We start from the raw sequence: 1,648 nt of genomic DNA on the forward strand, positions 1-1,648 counted from the left end.
CAACAACGCAGAGTTTGATCCTGGCTCAGGATGAACGCTGGCGGCGTGCCTAATGCATGCAAGTCGCACGCAGCAAGCTTGCTTGGCTGCGTGGCGCACGGCTGAGGAACACGTGGGTAATCTGCCCGAGAGTGGGGGATAACTGCGCGAAAGCGGAGCTAATCCCGCATACGCCCGCAAGGGGAAAGCGGCAACGCGCTCACGGATGAGCCTGCGGCCCATCAGGTAGTTGGTAGGGTAACGGCCTACCAAGCCGGTGACGGGTACCTGGTCTGAGAGGACGACCAGGCAGACTGGGACTGAGACACGGCCCAGACTCCTACGGGAGGCAGCAGCAAGGAATTTTCCCCAATGGGCGCAAGCCTGAGGGAGCAACGCCGCGTGGGGGATGACGGCCTTCGGGTTGTAAACCCCTTTTGCTGGGGAAGATGATGACGGTACCCAGCGAATAAGCCCCGGCTAACTCCGTGCCAGCAGCCGCGGTAAGACGGAGGGGGCAAGCGTTGTCCGGACTCACTGGGCGTAAAGCGTACGTAGGCGGACCGGTGCGTCGCTGCTGAAAGCGCCAGGCTTAACCTGGCGAGGCGTGGCGATACGACCGGACTAGAGGCCGACAGAGGGTGGCAGAATTCCGGGTGTAGTGGTGAAATGCGTAGAGATCCGGAGGAATGCCTGTGGCGAAAGCGGCCACCTGGGTCGGACCTGACGCTGAGGTACGAAAGCGTGGGGAGCGAACCGGATTAGATACCCGGGTAGTCCACGCAGTAAACGATGCCAGCTCGGTGTCTGGGGCCGTTTTGGCCTTGGGTGCCTAAGCTCACGCGGTAAGCTGGCCGCCTGGGGACTACGAGCGCAAGCTTAAAACTCAAAGGAATTGACGGGGGCCCGCACAAGCAGCGGAGCGTGTGGTTTAATTCGACGCAACGCGAAGAACCTTACCCAGGCTTGACATGCAGCTGCAAACGGCGGAAACGTCGTTGCCTTCGAGGGTGCTGCACAGGTGCTGCATGGTTGTCGTCAGCTCGTGTCGTGAGATGTTGGGTTAAGTCCCGCAACGAGCGCAACCCCTGCCGCCAGTTACATGTGTCTGGCGGGACGGTCCCCTTGATGGGGGAAGGAAGGCGGGGATGACGTCAAATCAGCATGGCCCTTACGCCTGGGGCGACACACACGCTACAATGGCCGGGACAGTGCGTCGCGAACCCGCAAGGGGGAGCAAATCGTAAAAACCCGGTCTCAGTGCAGATCGGGGGCTGCAACTCGCCCCCGTGAAGGCGGAGTTGCTAGTAACCGCGTATCAGCCATGGCGCGGTGAATACGTTCCCGGGCCTTGTACACACCGCCCGTCACGTCATGGGAGTGGCCAATGCTTGAAGTCCGTGGGCTAACCCGCAAGGGAGGCAGCGGCCGAGGGCAGGGGTCGCGACTGGGACGAAGTCGTAACAAGGTAGCCGTAGCGGAAGCTGCGGCTGGATCACCTCCTTTCTAGGGATAGGCCTATCAACCTATCATCTGGGTCTGTCACGACCCGCACAACCACACTCGATTGGGAAGATGCCAGCACTGAGGCACTGAATGATTGAGGCACTGAAGTTCTACACTTCAGTGCCTCAATCATTCAGTGCCTCAGTGATTCAGTGCCTCAGTG

1 rRNA gene is annotated in these 1,648 nt (G+C 60.4%); it reads left to right on the forward strand.

Annotated elements, in window-relative coordinates:
* Positions 1–2 precede the first annotated feature (2 nt).
* Positions 3–1,485 (forward strand): 16S ribosomal RNA (locus K2Z83_RS28335).
* The last annotated feature ends 163 nt before the right edge of the window (positions 1,486–1,648 follow it).

Source organism: Oscillochloris sp. ZM17-4, from assembly GCF_019599295.1.
Classification (GTDB): domain Bacteria; phylum Chloroflexota; class Chloroflexia; order Chloroflexales; family Chloroflexaceae; genus Oscillochloris.